This is a genomic window from Klebsiella sp. S69 (genome assembly GCF_016516145.1).
Taxonomy (GTDB): Bacteria; Pseudomonadota; Gammaproteobacteria; order Enterobacterales; family Enterobacteriaceae; genus Klebsiella; species Klebsiella oxytoca.
The window spans coordinates 41,745-60,695 of sequence record NZ_JACVUU010000015.1 but is presented as its reverse complement, the minus strand read 5'-3'; the positions used below and the strand labels follow the sequence as shown (position 1 = coordinate 60,695).

Here is an 18,951-nt window from a genome sequence, read left to right as displayed (position 1 = left end):
ATTAAACATGACTGAATCTTTTGCTCAACTATTTGAAGAATCCTTAAAAACAATCGAAACCCGTCCGGGTTCCATCGTTCGTGGTGTTGTTGTTGCTATCGACAAAGACGTAGTACTGGTTGACGCCGGTCTGAAATCTGAGTCTGCCATTCCGGCAGAGCAGTTCAAAAACGCCCAGGGCGAGCTGGAAATCCAGGTTGGTGACGAAGTTGACGTTGCTCTGGATGCAGTAGAAGACGGCTTCGGTGAAACCCTGCTGTCCCGTGAGAAAGCTAAACGTCACGAAGCTTGGATCACGCTGGAAAAAGCTTACGAAGACGCTGAAACTGTAGTCGGTATTATCAACGGCAAAGTTAAAGGTGGCTTCACTGTTGAGCTGAATGGTATTCGTGCGTTCCTGCCGGGCTCCCTGGTAGACGTTCGTCCGGTGCGCGACACGCTGCACCTGGAAGGCAAAGAGCTTGAATTCAAAGTCATCAAGCTGGACCAGAAACGTAACAACGTCGTTGTTTCTCGTCGTGCCGTTATCGAATCCGAAAACAGCGCAGAGCGCGATCAGCTGCTGGAAAACCTGCAGGAAGGCATGGAAGTTAAAGGTATCGTTAAGAACCTCACTGACTACGGTGCATTCGTTGATCTGGGCGGCGTTGACGGCCTGCTGCACATTACCGATATGGCATGGAAACGCGTTAAGCATCCGAGCGAAATCGTAAACGTTGGCGACGAAATCACTGTTAAAGTGCTGAAGTTCGACCGCGAACGTACTCGTGTATCTCTGGGCCTGAAACAGCTGGGCGAAGATCCGTGGGTAGCTATCGCTAAACGTTATCCGGAAGGTACCAAACTGACCGGTCGCGTGACCAACCTGACCGACTACGGCTGCTTCGTTGAAATCGAAGAAGGCGTTGAAGGCCTGGTTCATGTTTCCGAAATGGATTGGACCAACAAAAACATCCACCCGTCCAAAGTTGTTAACGTTGGCGATGTAGTGGAAGTTATGGTTCTGGATATCGACGAAGAACGTCGTCGTATCTCCCTGGGCCTGAAGCAGTGCAAAAACAACCCATGGCAGCAGTTTGCGGAAACCCACAACAAGGGCGACCGTGTTGAAGGTAAAATCAAGTCTATCACTGACTTCGGTATCTTCATCGGCCTGGACGGCGGCATCGATGGCCTGGTTCACCTGTCTGACATCTCCTGGAACGTTGCAGGCGAAGAAGCAGTTCGTGAATACAAAAAAGGCGACGAAATCGCAGCAGTTGTTCTGCAGGTTGACGCAGAGCGCGAGCGTATCTCTCTGGGCGTTAAACAGCTCGCAGAAGATCCGTTCAACAACTGGGTTGCACTGAACAAGAAAGGCGCAATCGTAAACGGTAAAGTGACTGCAGTTGACGCTAAAGGCGCAACCGTAGAACTGGCTGACGGCGTTGAAGGTTACCTGCGCGCTTCTGAAGCTTCCCGTGACCGCGTTGAAGATGCCACCCTGGTTCTGAGCGTAGGCGACGACGTTGAAGCTAAATTCACCGGCGTTGATCGTAAGAACCGTGCAATCAGCCTGTCTGTTCGTGCGAAAGACGAAGCTGATGAGAAAGATGCAATCGCAACTGTTAACAAACAGGAAGATGCAAACTTCTCCAACAACGCAATGGCTGAAGCTTTCAAAGCAGCTAAAGGCGAGTAATCTTAGTCTTTCGGGTTACAACAACCTGAATTATGACGAGTTTACTTGACAGATTGCAGGATTCGTCCTGTAATCAAGCACAAAGGGCGGCTACGGCCGCCCTTGTTTAAGCTGTTAGCTAATTTTGCCTTGAAGGAAACCGGAGGAATAATGACCAAGTCAGAATTGATAGAAAGACTTGCCAGCCAGCAATCTCACATTCCTGCGAAAGCAGTGGAAGATGCTGTTAAAGAAATGCTGGAGCATATGGCCTCAACGCTTGCTCAAGGCGAGCGCATTGAAATCCGCGGTTTCGGCAGCTTCTCTCTGCATTATCGAGCACCCCGCACCGGGCGTAACCCAAAAACTGGCGATAAAGTTGAACTGGAAGGTAAGTACGTTCCCCACTTTAAGCCGGGCAAAGAATTACGCGACCGCGCCAATATTTACGAAGAGTAAGTTTCGCTGAGCGGCGACAACATACTTAAACGTTAAAAAAGCACCTTTGGGTGCTTTTTTTATGCCTTTAAAGCTGTACTGGAAGTTGCCTCGCAAAACGTCAGTTCTTTTGCGTTAACAGAGAAAGTTCTCTGGATTGCGCAATCCACTTCTTTTCTGTCCTCAAAGACACTTTCTCCATTTAGCGCAACACTCCCTCTGACAGGGAGGTGCTAATGCGTTTACCACAACTTGCTGGCTGTGTGATTATCGGCATTCTGCCGCTGCTCTGGTTGCCCGATTTGCCCGGGCGTTCGGTTACCTGGGGACTGATGCTGCTGGCGCTGCTTATTGCGCAATGTCGCCGTAGAGCTGCGCAATACGCGGCATTGATAACGCTGTTTTTTGTCTGGGGAGTACTCAGCGCTCGCCAGGCCCTATGGCCGACACAGACGTTAACAAACGGGAATCGTCAGGTTGAGGTTGTGCTGACAGCAACAGATGGGCAGACAACTCATCAGGGCAGAATTGTCCGTCTGGATGGGCGACGGCTATTTCCCGCGCCTGGGGTAAGCCTCTACGGTAATTATTTGCCTGAACCGCCCTGTGCAGGGCAGGTTTGGGCCATGACGCTACGCGCGCGTCCGGTACATGGTCAGCTCAACGAAGGCGGGTTTGACAGCCAGCGCTATGCGCTGTCACAGCATCGTCCGTTAACCGGACGCTTTATCAGCGCTGAAGTTCGCGAGCGAAACTGTAGTGTACGAGCGCGTTATCTGGCCTCGCTCAATCAAACCCTGGCGGAACTGCCCTGGCAATCGGTGATGCTGGGGTTAGGCATGGGGGAACGTCTGGCGATCCCTCGCGAGATAAAGATCCTGATGCAGGAAACCGGTACATCGCACCTGATGGCGATCTCAGGGTTACATATCGCGTTAGGAGCCACTCTGGGCTGGTTGCTGCTAAGGGGTTTGCAGTTCTTTCTTCCGTGCCGCTGGCTGGGCTGGCGGGCGCCGCTGCTTACTGGCCTGGCGAGCGCTATTTTTTACGCCTGGCTAACCGGAATGCAGCCGCCCGCGCTGCGCACCTGTGTTGCCCTGATCGTTGGCTGCGCGCTGCGGCTATCCGGGAAACGCTGGTCGCCATGGCAGATATGGCTCTGCTGCATTGGTGCAATACTGTTTGCCGATCCGCTGGCAGCGTTGTCAGAAAGTCTCTGGCTATCGGCGTTTGCCGTTGCGGCGCTTATCTTCTGGTATCAGCTGGCCCCGATGCCTGGCGGTAAAAGGTGCTGGCTGCTGCGCCAAAGCCTCGCGTTATGTCATCTGCAGATCGGCTTGATGTTTTTACTTGCACCTTTACAGATTGCTCTCTTCCACGGCATCAGCTTAACGTCGGTGCTGGCGAATTTGATTGCCGTGCCTCTGGTGACTTTTATCGTTGTTCCGCTGATTCTGACCGCCATGTTTTTACACCTCTGTGCTCCGCTCACCATTGAGATGGTGATATGGCAATCAGCAGACCGTATCCTGGCGGCGCTATTCGGGTTCCTGCGGCAGCTGCCGCCTGGCTGGCTCGAGCTGGATGCTCGCTGGCTTGGGATAAGCCTGCTGCCGTGGCCGGCGTTAATTCTCTGGCGTTTTCATGCGTGGCGCACGTTGCCGGCGTTTTGTTTAGCATGTCTCGGGCTATTAAGCTGGCCATTCTGGCGGAGTACGGCTGCCAACGAATGGCGAGTCACCATGCTGGATGTCGGGCAGGGGCTGGCTATGGTGATTGAACGCCAGGGCGCGGCCCTTCTCTACGATACCGGACTCGCCTGGCCTGAGGGTGACAGCGGTGAGCAGATTATCATCCCCTGGCTACGCTGGCATCACTTGCATCTGGAAGGCGTCGTACTCAGCCATGAGCATCTCGATCACCGCGGGGGACTCAACTCGGTGTTAAAAGCATGGCCTCAAATATGGATACGAAGCCCTTTAGGCTGGGCGGGCCATTTAGCATGCCAGCGCGGAGAGATCTGGCAGTGGCGAGGTTTAACCTTTCGTGCGTTCTGGCCGCTGCCCGGCGCGACAAAGCAGGGGAATAATCGCTCATGCGTGGTGCGTGTTGATGACGGCAAGCACAGTATCCTGCTCACCGGGGATATCGAAACGCCCGCGGAGCAAACGATGATTAGCCACTACTGGCAACATCTTGCGTCTACACTTATCCAGGTTCCCCATCACGGCAGTAATACGTCGTCCGGGACCGCCCTGTTGCGCAGCGTTGGTGGGGAGGCTGCGCTAGCTTCTGCTTCCCGCTATAACGCATGGCGTATGCCTTCAACCAAGGTGAAACAGCGCTATCGAAACCAGAACTATCAGTGGTTCGACACGCCGCATCAGGGGCAAATTACGGTTATTTTTTCCGCGGATGGCTGGCAAATCCATAGCTTACGGGATCAAGTTTTACCGCGATGGTATCATCAGTGGTTTGGCGGGAACGTTCAGAACGGGTAGAATATGCGGCTATTTCAACACAAGCTGGTTTATTGAATGCAGAACGATAAAGATCTTTCCACGTGGCAGACCTTCCGCCGACTCTGGCCGATTATAGCGCCGTTTAAACCCGGGCTAATCGTTGCAGCGGTAGCGTTAGTGCTTAACGCGGCTAGTGATACCTTCATGCTATCGCTTCTTAAACCGTTACTGGATGATGGTTTTGGTAAAACGGATCGCTCGGTGCTGATATGGATGCCGCTGGTGGTGATCGGATTGATGGTTCTGCGCGGCATCACCAGCTACGTTTCGAGCTACTGCATCTCTTGGGTGTCCGGCAAAGTCGTGATGACGATGCGCCGTCGTTTATTCAGCCACATGATGGGAATGCCGGTTGCATTCTTTGACAAGCAGTCCACCGGGACGCTGCTATCACGTATTACCTATGATTCGGAGCAGGTGGCCTCTTCCTCCTCCAGCGCGTTGATTACCGTCGTGCGTGAAGGCGCGTCGATTATTGGCCTGTTTGCGATGATGTTTTATTACAGCTGGCAGCTGTCATTGATTCTGATCGTTCTGGCGCCGATCGTGTCTATTGCTATTCGCGTGGTCTCGAAGCGTTTTCGTAATATCAGCAAGAATATGCAGAACACCATGGGCCAGGTGACGACCAGTGCAGAGCAGATGCTGAAAGGGCATAAAGAAGTGCTGATGTTTGGCGGTCAGGCCGTCGAAACCAAGCGCTTTGATAAAGTCAGCAACAAGATGCGTCTGCAGGGGATGAAAATGGTCTCCGCGTCCTCAATTTCTGACCCTATTATCCAGCTAATCGCCTCCCTGGCTCTGGCTTTCGTACTTTATGCGGCAAGCTTCCCGAGCGTAATGGAGACGTTAACGGCTGGTACAATTACCGTTGTCTTCTCCTCAATGATCGCGCTGATGCGTCCGCTAAAATCGCTGACTAACGTCAACGCGCAGTTCCAGCGCGGGATGGCCGCTTGTCAGACGCTTTTCGCTATTCTTGACTCCGAGCAGGAGAAAGATGAAGGCACGCGGGTTATCGAACGTGCGAAGGGCAACCTCGAATTTAAAAACGTTACCTTCAGATATCCGGGGCGTGAAGTCGCTGCGCTGCGCAATATTGACCTCAATATTCCGGAAGGGAAAACCGTGGCGCTGGTAGGGCGCTCGGGGTCGGGTAAATCGACTATCGCCAGCCTGATTACGCGTTTTTATGATGTTGATGAGGGGCAGATCTTGCTGGACGGCCACGACCTGCGTGAATACACGCTGAGTTCTCTGCGCGATCAGGTTGCGCTGGTGTCGCAAAACGTCCATCTCTTTAACGACACCGTGGCGAATAATATCGCCTATGCCCGAACCGAAGAGTACAGCCGCAAGCAGATTGAAGAAGCGGCCCGCATGGCTTATGCCATGGACTTTATCAATAAAATGGACAATGGCCTGGATACGATTATCGGTGAAAACGGTGTTATGCTTTCCGGCGGCCAGCGCCAGCGCATCGCTATCGCTCGCGCCCTGCTGCGCAACAGCCCGATTCTGATCCTTGATGAAGCAACTTCGGCGCTGGATACCGAATCAGAGCGCGCCATTCAGGCGGCGCTGGACGAACTGCAGAAAAACCGCACCTCGCTGGTTATTGCTCACCGTCTCTCGACGATTGAGCAGGCTGACGAAATTGTGGTAGTGGAAGATGGCCAGATCGTTGAACGCGGCAGCCATGCCGATCTGCTTGAACATAAGGGCGTTTACGCTCAGCTGCATAAGATGCAGTTCGGCGCATGATTGCGCGCATCTGGTCCGGCGAATCGCCTTTATGGCGGCTACTGCTTCCGCTCTCCTGGCTCTATGGCCTGGTGAGCGGATTAATACGGCTAAGCTATAAACTGGGATGGCGAAAAGTGTGGCGAGCGCCGGTGCCGGTAGTGGTGGTTGGCAATCTGACCGCCGGCGGCAATGGCAAAACGCCGGTTGTTGTCTGGCTGGTGGAACAGCTTCAGCAGCGCGGTATTCGCGTCGGCGTGGTGTCACGCGGCTACGGCGGAAAAGCCGTGAACTATCCGCTGCTGCTTAATGTGGATACGCATACCGGGGAAGCGGGCGATGAGCCGGTGCTGATTTATCAGCGTACCGGCGCGCCGGTTGCCGTCTCGCCGGTACGCAGCGATGCGGTTCAGGCGCTGCTCGCCGCCAACGATCTTCAGCTTATCGTCACGGATGATGGTCTGCAGCACTATAAGCTGGCGCGTGACAAAGAGATTGTGGTGATTGACGGCGTACGTCGTTTTGGTAACGGCTGGTGGTTGCCTGCGGGTCCTATGCGCGAGCGCGCTTCGCGTTTGCGCAGCGTGGATGCGGTTATCGTTAACGGCGGTCTCGCCCGCCCGGGAGAGATACCTATGCAGCTTCGTCCCGGGCTGGCGGTGAATCTGCTGACCGGTGAACGCCGGGATGCGGCGGCGTTGAACAACGTGGTGGCGATGGCAGGAATCGGCCATCCGCCGCGTTTCTTCGCCACCCTCGAGAGCTGCGGCGTACGTCCGGTGAAAACCATCTCCCTGGCCGATCATCAGGCTCTGTCGCAGAGCGATGTCGCCGCGCTGGCGGCGCCGCAGCAAACTCTGCTGATGACCGAAAAAGATGCGGTGAAGTGCCGCGACTTTGCGCAGGCAAACTGGTGGTATCTACCGGTCGACGCGATAATGACTGACCAGCGCGCACAGCGCCTGCTCACGGATTTAGTGACGCTGGCGCAGCGCTAATTTCGCTTATCACCGCCTGCGCCGGAACCTTTTACGGAGAAGCTGCATGCCGGTATTGTCCCTCTCGCTTAAAGAAGCTCGCCATCTTCACCTGGCCGCGCAGGGGCTGCTGAAAAAGCCCCGCCGTCGCGCCAAACCCGAGGATGTTCTGCAAACCATTAAGCAGATGTCCCTGCTGCAAATCGATACCATCAACGTTGTTGCCCGCAGCCCTTATCTGGTGCTTTTCAGCCGCCTTGGCCACTATCCGCAGCGCTGGCTGGATGAGGCGCTTCGCGCCGGTGAACTGATGGAATACTGGGCGCATGAGGCCTGTTTCTTACCGCGCAGCGACTTTTCACTGGTGCGTCACCGTATGCTGACGCCGGATAAAATGGGCTGGAAATACCATACCGCATGGATGACCGAGCACGCTCCGGCCATTCAGGAACTGCTGGCCCATATTGCCGAAAATGGCCCGGTTCGCTCGGCAGACTTTGAACATCCGCGTAAGGGCGCCAGCGGATGGTGGGAGTGGAAACCGCATAAGCGCCATCTTGAAGGTTTATTTACCGCTGGAGAGCTGATGGTTATCGAGCGGCGCAACTTTCAGCGCGTTTACGATCTCACGCAGCGGGTCATGCCGGACTGGGAGGATGAGCGGGATGGCCTCTCTCAGGAGCAGGCCGAAGCCATTATGTTACGCAATAGCGCACGCAGCCTCGGGATCTTCCGCGCGCAGTGGCTGGCGGATTATTATCGTCTACGTCGACCCTCGCTACCCCCGCTGCTGGCGAGCTGGCAGGATGAGGGGCTGGTGAAACCGGTAAACGTTGAAACCCTGGGGGAAATGTGGCTTCACCGTGATGCGCTGAAGCTGCTGGAGTCCTCACCCGGCGGCAGGCTCGCCGCCAGCCACAGCGCGGTGCTCTCGCCTTTCGATCCGGTGGTGTGGGATCGCAAGCGGGCTGAGCAGCTATTTAACTTCACCTATCGCCTGGAGTGCTATACGCCCGCGCCGAAACGTCAGTATGGCTATTTCGTATTACCGCTGCTGCATCAGGGGAAGCTGGTGGGCAGAATGGATAGCAAAATGCATCGTAAAACCGGCGTTCTGGAAATTATCGCTCTGTGGCTGGAGGAGGGGGTCAAGGTGACCTCGGGACTCGAGAGCGGGCTAAAACGCGCCATTGATGATTTTGCCCTCTGGCAGGAGGCGACACGGGTGAGCTGCGGGAAGCTGCCGGCGGAACTTTTTGCCGGGCGGCAACAGGGTTGGGAAATTGACGCCGCCTGAGTCAGCGTATGATATGCTGCTAAAGAATCTATTCGGTCCATCTGGAGGAATCATGGATCACCGTTTACTTGAAATTATCGCCTGTCCGGTTTGTAACGGTAAGCTCTATTACAGCCAGGATAAGCAAGAACTGATCTGCAAACTCGATAGCCTGGCTTTTCCGCTGCGTGAAGGTATCCCCGTACTGCTGGAAACCGAAGCCCGCGCGCTTGCTGTAGAAGAGAGCCAGTCATGAGTTTCGTGGTTATCATCCCCGCGCGCTTCGCTTCTACTCGTCTGCCAGGCAAACCGCTCCAGGATATCAACGGCAAGCCGATGATTGTCCACGTCCTTGAGCGAGCCCGTGAATCCGGGGCCGAGCGTATTATCGTTGCCACCGATCATGCAGACGTAGCCCGAGCGGTTGAAGCCGCCGGCGGTGAAGTCTGCATGACGCGTGAAGATCATCAGTCTGGCACCGAGCGCCTGGCCGAGGTGGTTGAAAAATGCGCTTTCAGCGATGACACCATCATTGTGAATATCCAGGGCGATGAGCCGATGATCCCGCCCGCCATCGTGCGCCAGGTAGCCGAGAATCTGGCTGCCAGCACGAGCGGTATGGCAACCTTAGCGGTGCCAATCCACGATGCGGAAGAGGCGTTTAATCCGAATGCGGTCAAGGTTGTCATGGACGCAGCTGGCTACGCCCTCTATTTTTCTCGCGCCACCATCCCGTGGGATCGCGATCGTTTCGCTAAATCCCGCGAGGCTATCGGCGATTCGCTGCTGCGTCATATCGGGATCTATGGCTATCGCGCCGGTTTTATTCGTCGCTATGTTAGCTGGGCGCCAAGCCCGCTTGAACAGATCGAGATGCTCGAGCAGCTACGCGTGCTGTGGTACGGCGAGAAAATCCATGTCGCGGTGGCGGAAGTGGTTCCCGGTACAGGCGTCGATACGCCGGAAGATCTGGAACGCGTCCGCGCGGAGCTACGTTAATCTCCCTCCATCCCCTCCGCCAGGAGGGGATATCTTCAGGCCGTTTTTCCATACTTTTTTACGTCAATTTTGATCTCACCCGATGACAATCCCGGCGCAGGCGCTCATTATGAAACCAGTAGTGTTCATAGGGGTAATCAGAAATGGAACAGTTGCGTACCGAGCTGAGCCACCTGCTGGGTGAAAAACTAAGCCGCGTGGAGTGCGTCAGCGAGAAACCCTCGTCGGCGCTGTGGTCGCTATATGATGCGCAGGGAAACCCAATGCCGCTGCTGGCGCGCAGCTTTACGACGCCGGGCGTGGCGCGTCAGCTGGCGTGGAAGATATCAACCCTCGCGCGAAGCGGTACTGTCCGTATGCCGGTGGTCTACGGCGTAATGACGCACGAAGAGCATCCGGGCCCAGATGTACTGCTGATCGAACGACTGCGCGGCGTTTCGGTAGAAGCCCCCGCCCGTACGCCGGAGCGTTGGGAACAGCTACAGGAGCAGATTGTTGAAGCGCTGCTGGCCTGGCACCGTCAGGATAGCGGCGGCTGCGTCGGGATGGTCGACAGCACTCAGGAAAATCTCTGGCCATACTGGTACCGCCAGCGTGTAGAGGTGCTATGGAGCACGCTGAACCTTTATCAGGATACCGGCCTGACGATGCAGGACAAACGCATTCTGTTCCGCACTCGCGAATGCCTTATGGATTTGTTTAAGGATTTCAATGATAACTGCGTGCTGGTCCACGGCAGCTTCACGCTGCGCAGCATGCTTAAAGATCCGCGCAGCGATCAGCTGCTGGCGATGGTAGGTCCGGGCATGATGCTCTGGGCGCCGCGTGAATATGAGCTATTCCGTCTGGTTGAGAGCGGCCAGGAAGAGCAGTTGCTGTGGCACTATCTCCGCCGGGCGCCGGTAGCGGAAGCGTTTCTCTGGCGGCGCTGGCTGTATCTGCTGTGGGATGAAGTGGATAATCTGGTCAATACCGGACGCTTTGACCGCGTCCGGTTTGATCTGGCGGCTAAATCAATCCTGCCCTGGCTCGCCTGAAGATCCTTTCAGTCGCTGCCAGATGCGACCTAACGTTTCGTAGCCAACCCGATCGCTATGCATTAGCCAGACCGGCGAGGGGATTGCCCGCTCCCATGGGTTGAGCGGTGACTCAATTGCCAGCTGGTTGGCCGGGGCAGGCAAGGGCCTCAGCCCGGCGCGGCGAAAGAAAATCATCGCCCGCGGCAGATGTGAAGCGGAAGTGACCAGCAGGAAAGGCGCACCGCCAATCGCCTCTTTCACCGCGGCGGCTTCCTCTTCGGTATCTTTGGGTTTATCGAGAACGATAATTTCGCTGCGCGGTACGCCCAGGGTCTCGGCTACCCGGGCACTGGTTTCCGCAGAACTTACCGGGTTGGTCTTCGCTCTTCCGCCGGTAAAGATCATTTTGGCTCCCGGATTTTCCTGCCACAGGCGGATGCCCTCCGTCAGCCGCGGCAGGCTGTTATTAATGAGATTTGAGCTGGGCGCCCAGGCTGGATTCCAGGTGTATCCTCCGCCCAGTACGACGACGTACTGTACGCGCTCTTCTCCCCGCCACGTCGGGTATTTATCTTCAATCGGTTTGAGCAAACTATCGGCCACCGGTTGCAGGCTTAATAGCAGCAACAGCAGCCAGCCGAAGCTGACGCAGAGCTTGCCGGTGCGCTGGAAACGGCTAAACCACAGCAAGGCGATGCCGACCGCCATAAGCAACAGCAGCAGGGGAAGCGGCAGCATCATGCCGCCTAAAACCTTTTTCAGCGTAAAAAGCATGCCCAATGGTTCCTTTTTTAACCATATAACCAAAGATATACCCGGATCTTACAACAGATCGCTTCATTCTCCGCGCGGGTATGACAAAATAGCGGCTTTGTGTTGGCTTGTGGAGTCACCCGTGCAGGATCGTAATTTCGATGATATTGCTGAAAAGTTTTCGCGCAATATATACGGCACCACCAAAGGCCAGCTGCGGCAGGCGATCCTCTGGCAGGATCTACAACCGCTGCTGAACCAGATGGGGCCTGGGCCATTGCGAGTTCTTGACGCGGGCGGCGGCGAAGGGCAAACGGCGATCAAAGTGGCGGAAATGGGCCATCACGTCACGTTATGCGATCTCTCTGGTGAAATGGTGGCTCGCGCCAGGCAGGCGGCTGCCGATAAAGGTGTGATCGACAACATGCATTTTGTACAATGCGCGGCTCAGGATATTGAGCAGCATTTGGAAAGTCCGGTCGATCTGATACTGTTTCATGCGGTGCTGGAATGGGTAGCCGAACCACAGGCGATGTTGCGTACGCTGTGGTCGATGCTGCGCCCCGGCGGCGCGTTATCGCTGATGTTCTACAATGCTAACGGCCTGTTGATGCACAATATGGTCGCCGGCAATCTGGACTATGTGCAAATCGGCATGCCGAAAAAGAAAAAACGCACGCTGTCGCCGGACTATCCGCGCGATCCGCAGCAGGTTTACGGCTGGCTGGAAGAGATTGGCTGGCAGATTACCGGCAAGACCGGCGTGCGGGTGTTTCATGATTATCTGCGTGAAAAACACCAACAGCACGACAAATTTGCGGCGCTGCTGGAGCTGGAAACGCGCTACTGTCGCCAGGAGCCGTATATTAGCTTAGGCCGTTATATTCACGTCACCGCGCTTAAGCCGCAGATGCAAGGATAAACTATGAGTGAATTTTCCCAGACAGTCCCCGAACTGGTTGCCTGGGCCAGGAAAAATGATTTTTCTATTTCGCTGCCGGTCGACAGACTCTCTTTTCTGCTGGCGATTGCCACGCTGAACGGCGAGCGGATGGAAGGGGAAATGACCGAGGGAGAACTGGTGGACGCGTTCCGCCACGTCAGTGATGCGTTTGAGCAGACCAGCGAAACCATCAGCCAGCGCGCCAATAATGCCATTAACGATATGGTGCGCCAGCGTCTGCTGAACCGCTTTACCAGCGAAATCACCGAGGGTAACGCTATTTATCGCCTGACGCCGCTGGGCATCGGGATCACCGATTACTATATCCGTCAGCGCGAGTTCTCCACCCTGCGCCTGTCGATGCAGCTCTCTATCGTTGCCGGCGAACTCAAGCGCGCCGCCGACTCGGCAGAAGAGGGCGGCGATGAGTTCCACTGGCATCGTAACGTTTTCGCTCCCCTGAAGTACTCGGTTGCGGAAATTTTCGACAGTATCGATCTGACCCAGCGGATCATGGATGAGCAGCAGCAACTGGTGAAAGATGATATTGCCCAACTGCTGAATAAAGACTGGCGGGCGGCGATTTCCAGCTGCGAGCTGCTGCTGTCGGAAACGTCCGGCACCCTGCGCGAGCTGCAGGATACTCTGGATGCGGCGGGCGATAAGCTGCAGGCAAACCTGCTGCGTATCCAGGACTCGACCATGGCGCGCGACGATCTGAATTTTATCGATCGTCTGGTGTTCGACCTGCAAAGCAAGCTGGACCGCATCGTCAGCTGGGGTCAGCAGGCGATAGACCTGTGGATCGGTTACGATCGCCACGTGCATAAATTTATCCGTACCGCTATCGATATGGATAAAAACCGCGTCTTCGCGCAGCGTTTACGCCAGTCGGTCCAGACTTACTTCGACGCTCCCTGGGCGCTCACCCATGCGAATGCCGATCGTCTGCTTGATATGCGCGATGAAGAGATGGCGCTGCATGATGAAGAGGTTACCGGAGAACTTCCGGCGGATTTGGAGTATGAAGAGTTTAACGAAATTCGCGAACAGCTGGCAGCGCTGATTGAAGGTCAGCTGGCGGTCTATAAAGAGAAGGGACTGCCGCTGGATCTTGGTCTGGTGGTACGCGAATATCTGTCGCAGTATCCTCGCGCTCGCCACTTTGATGTCGCGCGCATTGTTGTCGACCAGGCGGTACGTTTGGGCGTAGCGCAAGCAGATTTCACCGGACTGCCGGCAAAATGGCAGCCGATTAATGATTACGGAGCCAAGGTACAGGCGCATGTCATCGACAAATATTGAACAAGTGATGCCGGTTAAACTGGCGCAAGCGTTGGCTAATCCGTTATTTCCGGCGCTGGATAGCGCCCTGCGCGCGGGCCGTCATATCGGCCTTGACGAGCTGGATAATCACGCATTTTTAATGGATTTTCAGGATTACCTGGAAGAGTTTTATGCTCGCTACAACGTCGAGCTGATTCGCGCGCCGGAGGGGTTTTTCTATCTACGCCCGCGCTCGACCACGCTGATCCCGCGCTCGGTGCTCTCCGAGCTGGATATGATGGTGGGCAAAATTCTTTGCTATCTCTACCTCAGTCCGGAGCGCCTGGCGAATGAAGGCATCTTCACCCAGCAGGAGCTTTACGACGAGCTGCTGACCCTGGCGGACGAAGCCAAGCTGCTGAAGCTGGTCAATAACCGTTCGACCGGCTCCGACCTTGACCGCCAGAAGCTGCAGGAAAAAATGCGCGCTTCGCTCAACCGGCTGCGCCGCCTCGGCATGGTGTGGTTTATGGGCCACGACAGCAGCAAATTCCGCATCACCGAATCGGTGTTTCGCTTCGGCGCCGACGTGCGCGCCGGTGACGAACCGCGCGAAGCGCAGCTGCGTATGATCCGTGACGGTGAAGCCATGGCGCTGGAAAATCGTCTGCAGCTTAATGATGAGAATGAAGAGAATCAGCCGGATAGCGGGGAGGAAGAGTAATGATTGAACGCGGTAAATTTCGCTCGCTGACGCTGGTTAACTGGAACGGCTTTTTTGCCCGCACCTTTGATCTTGATGAATTAGTGACCACGCTTTCCGGCGGTAACGGCGCCGGTAAATCCACGACCATGGCGGCCTTCGTCACCGCGCTGATCCCCGACCTGACGCTGCTGCATTTCCGTAATACTACGGAAGCCGGGGCCACCAGCGGCTCGCGAGATAAAGGGCTTCACGGTAAGCTGCGCGCAGGCGTCTGTTACTCGGTGCTGGACGTCATTAACTCTCGCCACCAGCGCGTGGTGGTTGGCGTTCGCCTACAGCAGGTCGCCGGTCGCGATCGTAAAGTTGATATCAAGCCTTTTGCGATTCAGGGGTTGCCTACCTCCATCCAGCCGACTCAGCTGCTGACCGAAACCCTTAACGAGCGCCAGGCACGCGTGGTGACGCTCAACGAGCTGAAAGATAAGCTCGAAGCGATGGAAGGGGTACAGTTCAAGCAGTTTAACTCTATTACCGAGTATCACTCGCTGATGTTCGATCTGGGCGTGGTGGCTCGCCGCCTGCGTTCAGCTTCCGACCGTAGCAAGTACTATCGCCTGATCGAAGCGTCGCTGTACGGCGGCATTTCAAGCACCATTACCCGCTCGCTGCGCGACTACCTGCTGCCGGAAAACAGCGGCGTGCGTAAAGCATTCCAGGATATGGAAGCGGCGCTGCGTGAAAACCGCATGACCCTGGAAGCGATCCGCGTAACGCAGTCGGATCGCGACCTGTTCAAACATCTGATCAGCGAAGCCACCAACTACGTTGCCGCCGACTATATGCGCCACGCGAACGAGCGACGCATTCATCTCGACAAAGCGCTGGAGTATCGCCGCGATCTGTTCACCTCCCGCGCTCAGCTCGCGGCTGAACAGTATAAGCACGTCGATATGGCCCGCGAGCTGCAGGAACATAACGGCGCGGAAGGCGATCTGGAAGCCGATTATCAGGCCGCCAGCGACCATCTGAACCTGGTGCAGACCGCTCTGCGCCAGCAGGAAAAAATCGAGCGCTATGAGGCGGATCTTGATGAACTGCAGATTCGCCTCGAAGAGCAAAATGAAGTCGTTGCGGAAGCGGTTGACCAGCAGGAAGAGAACGAAGCCCGCGCCGAAGCCGCCGAGCTGGAAGTGGATGAGCTGAAAAACCAGCTTGCCGACTACCAGCAGGCGCTGGACGTGCAGCAGACCCGTGCGATTCAGTACAACCAGGCGCTGCAGGCGCTGGAAAGAGCAAAAGCGCTTTGCCATCTGCCGGATTTAACCCCGGAGAGCGCCGACGAGTGGCTGGAAACTTTCCAGGCGAAAGAGCAGGAAGCGACGGAGAAAATGCTGTCGCTGGAACAGAAAATGAGCGTGGCACAAACTGCGCATAGCCAGTTTGAACAGGCATACCAGCTGGTGGTGGAGATCAACGGTCCGCTGGCGCGTAATGAAGCCTGGGACGTGGCGCGCGAGCTGCTGCGCGAAGGCGTTAATCAACGCCACCAGGCAGAGCAGGCGCACGGGTTGCGCAGTCGCCTGACGGAACTTGAACAGCGTCTGCGTGAACAGCAGGATGCTGAACGCCAGCTGAACGAATTCTGTAAGCGTCAGGGCAAACGTTACGATATCGACGAACTGGAAGCCCTGCATCAGGAGCTGGAAGCCCGCATAGCCTCGCTTTCCGACAGCGTTTCCTCCGCCAGCGAACGGCGAATGACCCTGCGTCAGGAGCTGGAACAGCTGCAAACGCGGACGCAAACGCTGATGCGCCGCGCGCCCATCTGGCTGGCGGCGCAGAACAGCCTCAATCAGCTGTGCGAACAGAGCGGCGAGCAGTTTGAGTCGAGCCAGGAAGTTACCGAATATCTCCAGCAACTGCTGGAGCGTGAACGCGAAGCTATCGTAGAGCGCGACGAAGTTGGCGCCCGTAAGCGCGCAATCGATGATGAAATCGAGCGCCTTAGCCAGCCGGGCGGTTCAGAAGATCAGCGCCTGAACGCGCTGGCGGAACGCTTTGGCGGCGTACTGCTGTCGGAAATCTATGATGACGTTAGCCTCGATGATGCGCCGTATTACTCGGCGCTGTACGGCCCTTCCCGCCACGCCATTGTGGTACCGGATCTGTCGCTGATTGCCGAGCAGCTGGAAGGCCTTGAAGATTGCCCCGAAGATCTCTACCTGATCGAGGGCGATCCGCAGTCGTTTGATGACAGCGTATTTAGCGTCGATGAGCTGGAAAAAGCCGTTGTCGTTAAGATTGCCGATCGTCAGTGGCGCTATTCACGCTTCCCGACGCTGCCGCTGTTTGGCCGCGCCGCGCGTGAAAGCCGCGTTGAAACGCTGCACGCCGAGCGTGAAAGCCTCTCCGAGCGTTTTGCGACCCTGTCGTTTGATGTGCAGAAAACCCAGCGCCTCCATCAGGCGTTCAGCCGCTTTATCGGTAACCATCTGGCGGTGGCCTTTGAGGACGACCCGGAAGAAGAAATCCGCAAACTGAATACTCGTCGCGGCGAGCTGGAGCGGGCGCTGACCGCCCATGAGAGCGATAACCAGCAGAACCGGGTGCAGTATGAGCAGGCGAAAGAGGGTGTATCCGCGCTCAACCGCTTGTTGCCACGTCTGAATCTGCTGGCCGACGACTCGCTGGCCGATCGCGTCGATGAAATCCAGGAGCGGCTCGACGAAGCGCAGGAAGCCGCGCGCTTTGTGCAGCAGTATGGTAACCAGCTGGCTAAGCTGGAACCGATCGTTTCCGTTCTGCAGAGCGATCCGGAGCAGTTTGAACAGCTAAAAGAAGATTACGCGTACTCGCAGCAGACTCAGCGCGATGCGCGTCAGCAGGCGTTTGCGCTGACCGAAGTCGTGCAGCGCCGCGCCCACTTTAGCTACTCTGATTCCGCAGAGATGCTCAGCGGTAATAGCGATCTGAACGAGAAGCTGCGCCAGCGCCTGGAGCAGGCGGAAGCGGAGCGCGCCCGCGCCCGCGAAGCGCTGCGTACCCACGCCGCGCAGCTCAATCAGTACAACCAGGTGCTGGCATCGCTGAAAAGCTCCTACGACACCAAAAAAGAGCTGCTCAACGATCTGCATAAAGAGCTGCAGGATATTGGCGTACGCGCCGACGCCGGCGCCGAAGAGCGCGCCCGTGTGCGTCGCGATGAGCTTCATGCTCAGCTCAGCAACAACCGCGCGCGGCGTAACCAGCTTGAAAAAGCCTTGACCTTCTGCGAAGCGGAAATGGATAACCTGACACGCAGGCTGCGCAAGCTGGAGCGTGATTACTGCGAAATGCGCGAACAGGTGGTCAGCGCCAAAGCCGGCTGGTGCGCGGTCATGCGCCTGGTGAAAGACAACGGCGTGGAGCGTCGTCTGCATCGCCGCGAGCTGGCCTACCTTTCGGCTGATGAGCTGCGCTCAATGTCGGATAAAGCGCTCGGGGCGCTGCGTCTGGCGGTCTCTGATAACGAACACCTGCGCGATGTGCTGCGTATTTCGGAAGATCCGAAACGCCCGGAACGCAAAATCCAGTTCTTTGTCGCCGTTTATCAGCATCTGCGCGAGCGTATCCGCCAGGATATTATCCGTACCGACGATCCGGTGGAAGCGATTGAGCAGATGGAGATTGAACTCAGTCGACTGACGGAAGAGCTCACCAACCGCGAGCAGAAGCTGGCCATCAGCTCCCGCAGCGTGGCCAACATCATCCGCAAGACAATCCAGCGCGAGCAGAACCGTATTCGCATGCTCAACCAGGGACTGCAGAGCGTCTCCTTCGGCCAGGTCAACAGCGTGCGGCTGAACGTCAACGTGCGGGAAACCCACTCGATGCTGCTGGACGTGCTGTCCGAGCAGCATGAACAGCATCAGGATTTGTTCAACAGCAATCGTCTGACCTTCTCGGAAGCGCTGGCGAAGCTGTATCAGCGCCTGAATCCGCAAATTGATATGGGGCAGCGTACGCCGCAGACCATTGGTGAAGAACTGCTGGACTACCGCAACTATCTGGAGATGGAAGTGGAAGTTAACCGCGGTTCCGACGGCTGGCTGCGCGCTGAATCCGGTGCGCTATCGACCGGTGAGGCTATCGGTACCGGGATGTCGATTCTGGTTATGGTGGTGCAGAGCTGGGAAGATGAATCCATGCGCCTGCGCGGCAAGGATATTTCGCCGTGCCGCCTGCTGTTCCTCGATGAAGCCGCGCGTCTGGATGCCCGTTCTATCGCCACGCTGTTCGAACTGTGCGATCGACTGGAGATGCAGCTGATTATCGCAGCGCCGGAAAATATCAGCCCGGAAAAAGGCACCACCTACAAACTGGTGCGTAAAGTGGTGAACAATCACGAGCATGTGCATGTAGTAGGTCTGCGTGGCTTCGCGCCGCAGCTGCCTGAAACGCTGCCGGGAACGGCTAATGCTTCATAAGGTTGTACAATAAGCAGCCAAAGGGCGACATGATGTCGCCCTTTTTGTTATCCGTACCTGTATTTTAGGATTGTATAATCTTTTAACTTCTTTACATTTGGGAAGGCAAAAGCGTTTTCGTCTTCATATACTGAAAGTAAGCCCCATTTTAGCGGGCAGCAATGTGTTAACAGGGGGCAAGGG

The 18,951-nt window shown here is 56.2% G+C and carries 14 protein-coding genes; 13 read left to right on the top strand and 1 reads right to left on the bottom strand.

The features are described 5' to 3' along the window. Positions 1-7 precede the first annotated feature (7 nt). The 9 genes from rpsA to IAE27_RS15605 all read left to right on the top strand — a co-directional run bounded on the left by rpsA (position 8) and on the right by IAE27_RS15605 (position 10,652). A complete protein-coding gene (rpsA, locus tag IAE27_RS15645; RefSeq protein ID WP_004100702.1) occupies positions 8-1,681 on the top strand; it encodes a 30S ribosomal protein S1 in 1,674 nt (557 codons plus the stop codon). Between the two features lie 150 nt (positions 1,682-1,831). After that, positions 1,832-2,119, top strand: coding sequence for an integration host factor subunit beta (ihfB, locus tag IAE27_RS15640; protein WP_004100704.1), 288 nt, complete (start codon positions 1,832-1,834; stop codon positions 2,117-2,119). A 215-nt stretch (positions 2,120-2,334) separates the two neighbouring features. Continuing rightward, the gene (locus IAE27_RS15635) at positions 2,335-4,599 is read left to right on the top strand and encodes a ComEC family protein (RefSeq protein WP_070557439.1); all 2,265 of its coding nucleotides are present in this window, start codon (positions 2,335-2,337) and stop codon (positions 4,597-4,599) included. Positions 4,600-4,635: 36 nt separating this feature from the next. Continuing rightward, positions 4,636-6,384 (top strand): lipid A ABC transporter ATP-binding protein/permease MsbA, encoded by a 1,749-nt coding sequence (gene msbA, locus IAE27_RS15630; protein ID WP_154022548.1) that lies wholly within the window; start codon positions 4,636-4,638, stop codon positions 6,382-6,384. After that, positions 6,381-7,361 carry a tetraacyldisaccharide 4'-kinase gene (gene lpxK / locus IAE27_RS15625; RefSeq protein WP_108704000.1) on the top strand — a complete coding sequence of 327 codons (981 nt, stop codon included), beginning with the start codon at positions 6,381-6,383 and terminating at the stop codon, positions 7,359-7,361. Before msbA ends, lpxK begins: the two co-directional genes overlap by 4 nt. Positions 7,362-7,407: 46 nt before the next feature. Next, entirely contained in the window at positions 7,408-8,637 is a 1,230-nt protein-coding gene (locus tag IAE27_RS15620) for a winged helix-turn-helix domain-containing protein (protein WP_016808061.1), read from the top strand. A gap of 52 nt (positions 8,638-8,689) precedes the next feature. Continuing rightward, positions 8,690-8,872 (top strand): protein YcaR, encoded by a 183-nt coding sequence (gene ycaR, locus IAE27_RS15615; RefSeq protein ID WP_004100713.1) that lies wholly within the window; start codon positions 8,690-8,692, stop codon positions 8,870-8,872. Next, positions 8,869-9,615: a 3-deoxy-manno-octulosonate cytidylyltransferase gene (gene kdsB, locus IAE27_RS15610; RefSeq protein ID WP_004100715.1), complete on the top strand. Its 747-nt coding sequence runs from the start codon at positions 8,869-8,871 to the stop codon at positions 9,613-9,615. Before ycaR ends, kdsB begins: the two co-directional genes overlap by 4 nt. A gap of 143 nt (positions 9,616-9,758) precedes the next feature. Next, positions 9,759-10,652, top strand: a complete 894-nt coding sequence (locus tag IAE27_RS15605; protein ID WP_154022547.1) for a YcbJ family phosphotransferase — start codon at positions 9,759-9,761, stop codon at positions 10,650-10,652. Here IAE27_RS15605 and elyC read toward each other — a convergent pair. Beyond that, a complete protein-coding gene (gene elyC / locus IAE27_RS15600; protein WP_154022546.1) occupies positions 10,629-11,408 on the bottom strand; it encodes an envelope biogenesis factor ElyC in 780 nt (259 codons plus the stop codon). The two genes, IAE27_RS15605 and elyC, sit on opposite strands and share 24 nt — an antisense overlap. 121 nt (positions 11,409-11,529) lie before the next feature. Between elyC and cmoM the strand changes: the two genes are divergently transcribed. From cmoM to mukB, 4 genes are read left to right on the top strand one after another with little or no spacing between them, the layout of a single operon-like run. Next, a complete protein-coding gene (gene cmoM, locus IAE27_RS15595) occupies positions 11,530-12,309 on the top strand; it encodes a tRNA uridine 5-oxyacetic acid(34) methyltransferase CmoM (protein WP_004100721.1) in 780 nt (259 codons plus the stop codon). A 3-nt stretch (positions 12,310-12,312) separates the two neighbouring features. Beyond that, on the top strand, positions 12,313-13,635 hold the full coding sequence (mukF, locus tag IAE27_RS15590) for a chromosome partition protein MukF (protein ID WP_004111885.1): 1,323 nt from the start codon (positions 12,313-12,315) through the stop codon (positions 13,633-13,635). After that, positions 13,616-14,320, top strand: coding sequence for a chromosome partition protein MukE (gene mukE / locus IAE27_RS15585; RefSeq protein WP_200092645.1), 705 nt, complete (start codon positions 13,616-13,618; stop codon positions 14,318-14,320). Before mukF ends, mukE begins: the two co-directional genes overlap by 20 nt. After that, positions 14,320-18,768, top strand: coding sequence for a chromosome partition protein MukB (gene mukB / locus IAE27_RS15580; protein ID WP_154022545.1), 4,449 nt, complete (start codon positions 14,320-14,322; stop codon positions 18,766-18,768). Before mukE ends, mukB begins: the two co-directional genes overlap by 1 nt. Positions 18,769-18,951: the final 183 nt, after the last annotated feature.

Bases quoted from the DNA above. Each gene is read 5' to 3' on its own strand.
- IAE27_RS15620 (WP_016808061.1), top strand. From the start codon at position 7,408: ATGCCGGTATTGTCCCTCTCGCTTAAAGAAGCTCGCCATCTTCACCTG.
- mukE (WP_200092645.1), top strand. From the start codon at position 13,616: ATGTCATCGACAAATATTGAACAAGTGATGCCGGTTAAACTGGCGCAA.
- ihfB (WP_004100704.1), top strand. From the start codon at position 1,832: ATGACCAAGTCAGAATTGATAGAAAGACTTGCCAGCCAGCAATCTCAC.
- IAE27_RS15605 (WP_154022547.1), top strand. From the start codon at position 9,759: ATGGAACAGTTGCGTACCGAGCTGAGCCACCTGCTGGGTGAAAAACTA.
- mukB (WP_154022545.1), top strand. From the start codon at position 14,320: ATGATTGAACGCGGTAAATTTCGCTCGCTGACGCTGGTTAACTGGAAC.
- ycaR (WP_004100713.1), top strand. From the start codon at position 8,690: ATGGATCACCGTTTACTTGAAATTATCGCCTGTCCGGTTTGTAACGGT.
- elyC (WP_154022546.1), bottom strand. From the start codon at position 11,408: ATGCTTTTTACGCTGAAAAAGGTTTTAGGCGGCATGATGCTGCCGCTT.
- kdsB (WP_004100715.1), top strand. From the start codon at position 8,869: ATGAGTTTCGTGGTTATCATCCCCGCGCGCTTCGCTTCTACTCGTCTG.
- mukF (WP_004111885.1), top strand. From the start codon at position 12,313: ATGAGTGAATTTTCCCAGACAGTCCCCGAACTGGTTGCCTGGGCCAGG.
- rpsA (WP_004100702.1), top strand. From the start codon at position 8: ATGACTGAATCTTTTGCTCAACTATTTGAAGAATCCTTAAAAACAATC.
- IAE27_RS15635 (WP_070557439.1), top strand. From the start codon at position 2,335: ATGCGTTTACCACAACTTGCTGGCTGTGTGATTATCGGCATTCTGCCG.
- msbA (WP_154022548.1), top strand. From the start codon at position 4,636: ATGCAGAACGATAAAGATCTTTCCACGTGGCAGACCTTCCGCCGACTC.
- lpxK (WP_108704000.1), top strand. From the start codon at position 6,381: ATGATTGCGCGCATCTGGTCCGGCGAATCGCCTTTATGGCGGCTACTG.